Source organism: Streptomyces sp. NPDC058955, assembly GCF_042741435.1.
In the GTDB taxonomy this organism is placed as follows: domain Bacteria; phylum Actinomycetota; class Actinomycetes; order Streptomycetales; family Streptomycetaceae; genus Streptomyces.
Map to the genome: position 1 here is coordinate 23,236 of NZ_JBHYKM010000033.1, position 7,104 is coordinate 30,339.

Sequence of the window (7,104 nt, forward strand, 5' to 3'; positions counted from 1 at the left end):
TTGCAGTCCGACTGCAATAGTGGGCGCCCCGACCAGGAAGGGCGTGCCCGGCATGTCTCCGATCGACCGGCGCGGTTTCGTCGCCGCCACCATGGGCGCCGCCGCGGCGGCCGTCTCCCTCAACCCGCAGACCGCCCAGGCCGTCCCCGCCGCCCCCGGCGGCCGGCCCCGCCCCGGCGCGACGCCCTCCCCCACCCGCACCGACGACCTGCCGTACGACGACGAGACCGACTTCGCGGACGCCGACCGCGGCTTCGTCGCCGCCTTCACCGGCGGACCCGTCACCACCGCCGCCGGACGCGTCGCCTGGGACCCGGCCGCCTACGACTTCGTGCGCGAGGCCGAGGCGGAGGGCCGGACGCCCGGCACCGTGGACCCCAGCCTGTGGCGCCAGGCGCGGCTCCTGTCACGCCAGGGGCTGTACCGGGTCACCGACCGGATCTACCAGGTCAGGGGCCTGGACCTGTCCAACATGACGATCGTCGAGGGCGACACCGGCATCATCGTCATCGACCCGCTGATCTCGGCCGAGACCGCCGCGGCGGCGCTCGCGCTGTACCGGGCGCACCGGGGCGACCGCCCGGTCCGGGCCATGATCTACACCCACCCCCACGTCGACCACTTCGGCGGCTGCCGGGGCGTGCTGCCGGACGGCGCCGGGGACGTGCCCGTCCTCGCGCCCAAGGGGTTCATGGAGCACGCCGTCAGCGAGAACGTGTACGTCGGCACCGCCATGGCCCGCCGCGCCGCCTACATGTACGGCTCCACCCTCCCCAGGAACGCCGCCGCCCAGGTCGGCTGCGGGCTCGGGCTGACCGTCTCCCTCGGCACCGTCGGACTGATCGCGCCGACCCGGTCCATCGGCGCGACCGGCGAGGAGGTCACCCTCGACGGCGTGCGGATCCGGTTCCAGCTGACCCCGGGGACCGAGGCCCAGGAGGAGATGAACTTCCTCTTCCCGGACCTGCGCGCGGTCTGCATGGCCGAGAACGCCACCCACACCATGCACAACGTCCTCACGCTGCGCGGCGCCCAGGTCCGCGACGCGCACGCCTGGGCCGGCTACCTCACCGAGTCGATCGGCCTCTACGCCGGCACCGCCGACGTCGCCTTCGCCTCCCACCACTGGCCCACCTGGGGCAACGACGCCATCGTCGCCCTCCTCACCCACCAGCGGGACCTCTACGGCTATCTGCACGACCAGACCGTCCGCCTGATCAACCAGGGCCTCACCGGCACCGAGATCGCCGAGACCTTCCGGCTGCCGCCCGCGCTCGAAGGGGTCTGGGCCAACCGCGGCTACTACGGCTCCCTCAGCCACAACGTCAAGGCCGTCTACCAGCGCTACATGGGCTGGTTCGACGGCAACCCCGCCCATCTGTGGGAGCACCCGCCGGTCGAGGAGGCACGCCGCTGGGTGGAGACGCTCGGCGGCCAGGCCGCGGTCCGGGCCCGCGCCCGGCACTACGCCGACCGCGGCGACCTGCGCTTCGCCGTGACCCTGCTCAACCACGCGGTCTTCGACGACCCGCGGGACCTGCGCACGCGACGGCAGCTCGCCGAGCTCCACACCCGCCTCGGCCGGAAGGCGGAGAACGCCGTCTGGCGCAACTTCTCCCTCACCGCCGCGCAGGAGCTGCTGCACGGCGTCACCCCGCACGCCACCGCCTCCCTGGGCCCGGACATGTACCTGGCGCTGACGGTCGGGCAGATCGTCGACAGCCTGGCCGTCCGCGTCGACGGCCCCCGGGCGTGGCCGCTGCGGATCCTGATGGACTGGCACGTCGGCGGCACCTACTGGCACCTGCGGCTCGTCAACGGGCTGCTGACCTGGACCAGCGACGACCGGCCCGCGGCGGACGCCGGGCTGACCCTCACCATGACCAAGCCCCAGCTCCTCCGGCTCCTCGCCGGCGGGGGCACCGCCGGGATCGCCATGACCGGGGACCCGTCCCTGCTGACCGGGCTCCTCGCCGTGCTCGACACCCCGCGGCCGGACTTCCCGATCGTGACGCCCTGAGGCGCCCCGCCGCTCAGAGGGAGGCGAGCAGGCCGTCCAGCGGGGCCGGTACGCGGGCGAGGTCGAGGGCCTCGGTCAGGACCCGTCCGTAACGGATCTTGCGTCCCGAGGTCGTGCCGAGGAAGCGGCGCATCCGCAGCAGCGGGCTGCGGTCCCGCTGGGCGGGCTGGTTCAGGAAGGTGCGCAGGGCCCGCCCCTCGCCCTCGGCGTCGACCAGTTCCCCGACCCGGTCCACGCCGAGGGCGCGGATCAGCTCGTCCTCCAGGTCGGCGACGCAGACGAAGAAGGCGTCCGGGTCGGCCCCGGCGGCCGCCAGGCCGCGCGCGTAGTGGGAGCGTTCGGCGTCGTCGCAGAGACCGGTGAGGCGCAGCCCGAGGCCGGGCGGACCGAGCAGACGGGCGTGCCGGGCGGCGTTGGTGGCGCCGTTCATCGACAACACGCAGACGCCCTCGGCGGCGAGGTCGCGGCCGCGGCGCGCGGCCAGCGCCTCGACCGCGGCGACGTCGCTGCGCCCTTCGAGGAGCACCACGGTGCGGACGGGGAGGCGGGCGGCGAGCTCGCGCGCGGTGTCGCCGGGTCCGCCGGCCGCCCAGGCGGCGACCTCGGCCCGGAAGGCGTCCATGTCGGTCATGACAGGAGTCTCGGCGTTCGGCGGCCGGGACGGTACCGGTTTTCGGGGCGGCGGCGCCGCGCCGGGCTCAGTAGCGCAGGGCGGTGGGGACCGAGGCGGTCACGGTGCCGGAGAGCTTGTGGGTGCTGCGGGCGGTGCCGTCGCCCGGCTTGCCGGCCGGCACGTCGGAGATGGTGAGGACGACCGTGTCGACCAGCGTGCCGTCGCCGTCCTTGAACTCCACCTGCACCGCGAACGACCGCGTCTCGTCGTCGGTGTTGTCGACGGTGACGGGGACGGTGGTGCGGCCGTCGGCGTCGGTGGCGGGGGCGCCGAGCGTCACCTCGTCCTTGGCGTCGACGCCGTCCTTGACCTCGGACAGCTGCTGCTGGGCCCGGTCGGCGGCCTTCTTGGCGGCGTCCGAGACCCCCTCGGCGGCGGACTCGACCGCGGAGGCCGCCTCGCTGACCGCCCCCGAGACGGGGTTGCCGCCGTCGTCCGAGCAGGCCGCCGTGCCCATCAGGACGGCTCCCGCCAGCAGGCCGCCGGCGGCGCCCCGTACCCAGCGTGCGGTCATGTCGTGGTCTCCCTCGGCTCGTGTGCGGTCGTCCGCCCCAGTCAACGGCAGCGTCCGGCGGCCCGCATCCCGGGAACCGGCGGTCAGCGGTGGCCGAGGGCGATGACGGCGATGTCGTCGGCGAGGTGGTGGGTCCAGTCGCGGACGTCGTCGTCGAGGTGACGGACCAGGTCGTCGGGGGTGCGGCGGCCGGCGGCGGCGAGCCGCTGGGCGACCGGGTAGAACTCGCCGGTGGAGTTCCGGGCCTCGCTGAGGCCGTCGGTGTGGGTGAGCAGGGTGGCGCCGGGCGCGAGGGCGAACCGGTGCGGGCGTACGGCTCCGGCCGCGTCGAGCGCGCCGAAGCCCAGCGGCAGCGTGGCGGGCACGTCGAGTTCGCGGGTGCGCCGCGGGCCGACCTCCAGCGGGGCCAGGTGGCCGCAGTTGACGGCGTGCAGGTCCTCGGCGCCGCCGGTGTGCTGGAGCAGGAGGGCGGTGGCGAAGAGCTCCTCGTCGCCGCGTGCGGCGGCGGCCCGCCGGACCTGCCGGTCCAGGCAGGCGGCGACCTCGCCCAGGTCCTCGGTCTCGTGGGCCTGGCTGCGGAAGCAGCCGAGCAGGTCGGTGACGGTCTGGACGGCCTGGAGGCCCTTGCCGCGCACGTCGCCGATGAGGATGCGGGTGCCGTACGGGGTGTCGAGGGCTTCGAGGAAGTCGCCGCCGATGGCGGTGCCGGCGGTCGCCGGGCGGTACAGGCCGGCGAGGCTGAGGCCGCCCAGCCGGGGCGGGATGGGGTGCAGCACGGCGCACTGGAGCGCGGTGGCGGTCTCGCGGGTGCGGGTGAGCCGTTCGGTCTGTTCGCGGCGCGCCCAGGCGACCGCTCCGGCGGCGGCGCCGACGGCGAGCGCGACGATCACGCTCATGGGCTGGCTGGTGTCGGCGTCCACCATCACGTACTGGAGGACCGAGGCGATGGCGACGGCGAGGGCCACGACGGGCCGGCCGAGGGCGAAGGCGGCGACCGCGACCACGATCGTGCCGACCCAGAGCAGTTCCCTGGCCTCGGTCGGCAGCGGCATCGGGCCGAGCGCGGAGGTGTAGGGCAGGGCCTGGGCGGCGGCGGTGCCGACGAGGATCGCGGACGGCAGCAGGGCCGCGTTGACGCCCAGGTGGGGGCGGGGGACGGCGGCGAGGAAGCGGGCCATCTGCGGGGCCGTGGCCAGCATGGTGCCGAAGCCGACGAGGGCCACGACGGCGATGCCGCCGGCCAGGGCGTGGGTGGCGTGGTCGACCAGGGCGTGCAGCAGGGCGAGGCCCAGGGCGGCGAGCGGCAGCCCGAGGGAGGCGCCGGCCAGCGGGGACACGGCACGGTGCCGGATGAGCAGGCAGGCGGCCGCGCCGCCGGCGCCGAAGGCGGACAGCATCAGGGCCGCGACACCGGTGGAGAGGCCGACGGCGGTGACGAGCGCGGGCACGGCCATCGTGAGGACGACCTGGGTGAAGCCGAGGGCCAGGCCCGCGACGAGCGCCCCGGTCCACACGGCGCCGGGCACGTGCTCGGGACGGTTCCGCTCGGGGGTACGGCGCAGGGCGCGGGCCCGGGCGGCCGCGCAGGCGAGCACGGCGGCGGTGAGCAGGGCGCCGACGCGGAGGTCCCGCCAGCCCCAGAGCGGGGCGAGCTGGAGCGCGGCGGCCAGGGCGACGGCACACAGGACCTGGCAGACCGTGCGGACCGGGTCGGGCAGCGCCTCCCGGGCGAGCGGCCCGGTCTCGGGGAGCAGCCGGCGGACGAGGACCAGGGCGGTGCCGGCCGCGGCGGCCATGAGGGCGGCGGCGACCCGCCAGCCGGTGAGGGCCGCCGCGTGCGGGGCGAGGTTGACCGCGAGCACGAAGCCGGCGGACATGGCGGCGAGCCAGCCGCCGATGATCCGGCGGATGCGGCCGGGCATCGAGACGGTGGTCATGAAGGCGAGGCAGGAGACGAAGACGGCGGCCAGCGCCACGGCCACCAGCACCCGGCCCAGCACGTAGGCGGCGGGGGTGAAGGAGACGGTGAGGACGAGGGAGCCGAGCAGGAGCGCCGCGAGCGAGGCGGTCAGGACGGACCGCCGGCCCTTGAGGTCGCCGGCCCGGCCGGTCGCCGCGAGGACGCCGATGGCCAGGCAGACGCCGGTGATCTGGGCGATCGCGTTGTCCTCGGCGGTGACGCCGAGGTCGGTGTGGACGAGGGGGGCGACGGCCGTGTTCATGGCGGGCGCGACGACGTACAGGGCGGCGACCAGGGCCAGGACCAGCCCGATCAGCCGGGGGGAGACGGCGTGGCCGCTCCCCGGCGCCGGTGCGGCACCCGCCCCGAACGGCGTGGTGGTGCCGGTCATCGACAGGACCTCCTCGTGGTTCCCCCGTGGACTTCCCTTCACGATGGTCCCAGCGAACAGGTACTTCTTTATAGGGACAAAAGGCCCATAAAGTCGTATCACATGGCTGCGGCGCGCAGGGCGGGCAGCAGGGTGGTGCGGGCCCACTCCAGGAAGGGGACCTGGTGGGCGCCGCCGATCTGGACGAGCGCGAGGTCGGTGAAGCCGGCCTTCCGGTAGGCGTCGGCGGCCTTCACCACCGCGCCGGGGTCGTCGCCGCAGGGGATCGCCTCGGCCACGTCCTCGGGTGCGAGGTGGGCGGACGCCTGGGCGAAGCTCGCCGGCAGCGGCAGCTCGGGGTTGACCCGCCAGCCGCCGAGCGCCCAGCGGAACTGCTCGTACACGCGGGCCACGGCGGCGTCGCGGTCGGCGTCGTAGCAGAGGGCGAGCTGTCCGATCCTGGGCTTGCCGGCGCCGCCGTGGCGGTCGAAGTCCTCGGTCAGCTCCCGGCGCGGTTCGACGGCGACGAGGAGGTCGGCGAGGCGGCCGGCGAGGGCGCTGGAGCGCGGTCCGGAGGCGGCGATCCCGATCGGCGGCGGCCGGTCGGGCAGGTCCCAGAGCCGGGCGGCGGTGACGTCGAAGTGGCGCCCGTGGTGGTTCACGTACGCGCCGGTGAAGAGGGCGCGGATGATGTCGACGGCCTCCTCCAGGCGTTCCAGGCGCACGCGGGCGGTGGGCCAGCCCGTTCCGGTGATGTGCTCGTTGAGGTTCTCGCCGGAGCCGAGGCCCAGCCGGAACCGGCCCTCGGAGAGGAGCTGGAGCGTCGCCGCCTTCTGCGCGACGACGGCCGGGTGGTAGCGGAAGGTCGGACAGGTCACGAAGGTCATCAGCGGGATGCGGGCGGTGGCCTGGGCCGCGGCGCCTAGCACGCTCCACGCGTACGGGGAGTGTCCCTGGGCGTCGAGCCAGGGGAAGGAGTGGTCGGAGACCACGGAGAAGTCGAAGCCGACGCGTTCGGCCTCGACCACGTGGTCGACCAGCTCACGGGGGCCCGCCTGCTCGGTCATCATCGTGTAGCCGAAATGTGTCATGCGCGGCGCCTTGCCGGAGGCGCCGGGTCGTAAACGGGCGCCGGGTCACCGACAGGCACGGGTCGCCGACGGGCACCGGTCGTCGACGGCGGGGAGCCCCCGGCGGCGGGCCGCCGGGGGGGCGGGGGCCACCGGGATGGGCGTCGCCGCGGCCCGGACGGGGGCGCCCCCGGGGAGGGTGGTCAAGCCCTTGGAGGCGAAGCGGCGCACCTTGGAGAGCACGCTGAGCGAGGCGGGGGTGGGGTCGGCGGTGGAGAGCTGGACCCGGACGAGCCGGGGCCGGTGGGCGTGGGCCAGGGCCTGGGCCTCCAGGTCGGCCGCGGAGCGGCTGGTGAGGGCGAGGTCGCCGGGGAGCGACAGGTGCAGGACGCCTTCCTCGAAGGCGTGGCCGATGAGCATGACCGCCTCCTTCCGTCGTACGCCGTCCCACCCCCCCCGGGCGGGGGGACGGTGCGGTGGCGGGAAGTCGGTTTGGC

The 7,104-nt window shown here is 75.4% G+C and carries 6 protein-coding genes; 1 reads left to right on the plus strand and 5 read right to left on the minus strand.

All coding sequences use genetic code 11. From position 1 onward, the window contains the following. Window positions 1-52 precede the first annotated feature (52 nt). Window positions 53-2,020: an alkyl/aryl-sulfatase gene (locus ACFW1I_RS15585; protein ID WP_384670039.1), complete on the plus strand. Its 1,968-nt coding sequence runs from the start codon at window positions 53-55 to the stop codon at window positions 2,018-2,020. A 13-nt stretch (window positions 2,021-2,033) separates the two neighbouring features. On the opposite strand, the gene ACFW1I_RS15590 is transcribed toward ACFW1I_RS15585, so the two are convergent. The 5 genes from ACFW1I_RS15590 to ACFW1I_RS15610 all read right to left on the minus strand — a co-directional run bounded on the left by ACFW1I_RS15590 (window position 2,034) and on the right by ACFW1I_RS15610 (window position 7,027). Further along, window positions 2,034-2,651 carry a TOPRIM nucleotidyl transferase/hydrolase domain-containing protein gene (locus ACFW1I_RS15590; protein ID WP_384670041.1) on the minus strand — a complete coding sequence of 206 codons (618 nt, stop codon included), beginning with the start codon at window positions 2,649-2,651 and terminating at the stop codon, window positions 2,034-2,036. Window positions 2,652-2,718: 67 nt separating this feature from the next. Next, window positions 2,719-3,207, minus strand: coding sequence for a hypothetical protein (locus ACFW1I_RS15595; RefSeq protein ID WP_384670043.1), 489 nt, complete (start codon window positions 3,205-3,207; stop codon window positions 2,719-2,721). A gap of 83 nt (window positions 3,208-3,290) precedes the next feature. After that, on the minus strand, window positions 3,291-5,558 hold the full coding sequence (locus tag ACFW1I_RS15600; RefSeq protein WP_384670045.1) for an MFS transporter: 2,268 nt from the start codon (window positions 5,556-5,558) through the stop codon (window positions 3,291-3,293). A 98-nt stretch (window positions 5,559-5,656) separates the two neighbouring features. Next, entirely contained in the window at window positions 5,657-6,628 is a 972-nt protein-coding gene (locus ACFW1I_RS15605; protein ID WP_384670047.1) for a TIGR03557 family F420-dependent LLM class oxidoreductase, read from the minus strand. 45 nt (window positions 6,629-6,673) lie between these two features. Continuing rightward, window positions 6,674-7,027, minus strand: a complete 354-nt coding sequence (locus tag ACFW1I_RS15610) for a hypothetical protein (RefSeq protein ID WP_384670048.1) — start codon at window positions 7,025-7,027, stop codon at window positions 6,674-6,676. Window positions 7,028-7,104 lie beyond the last annotated feature (77 nt).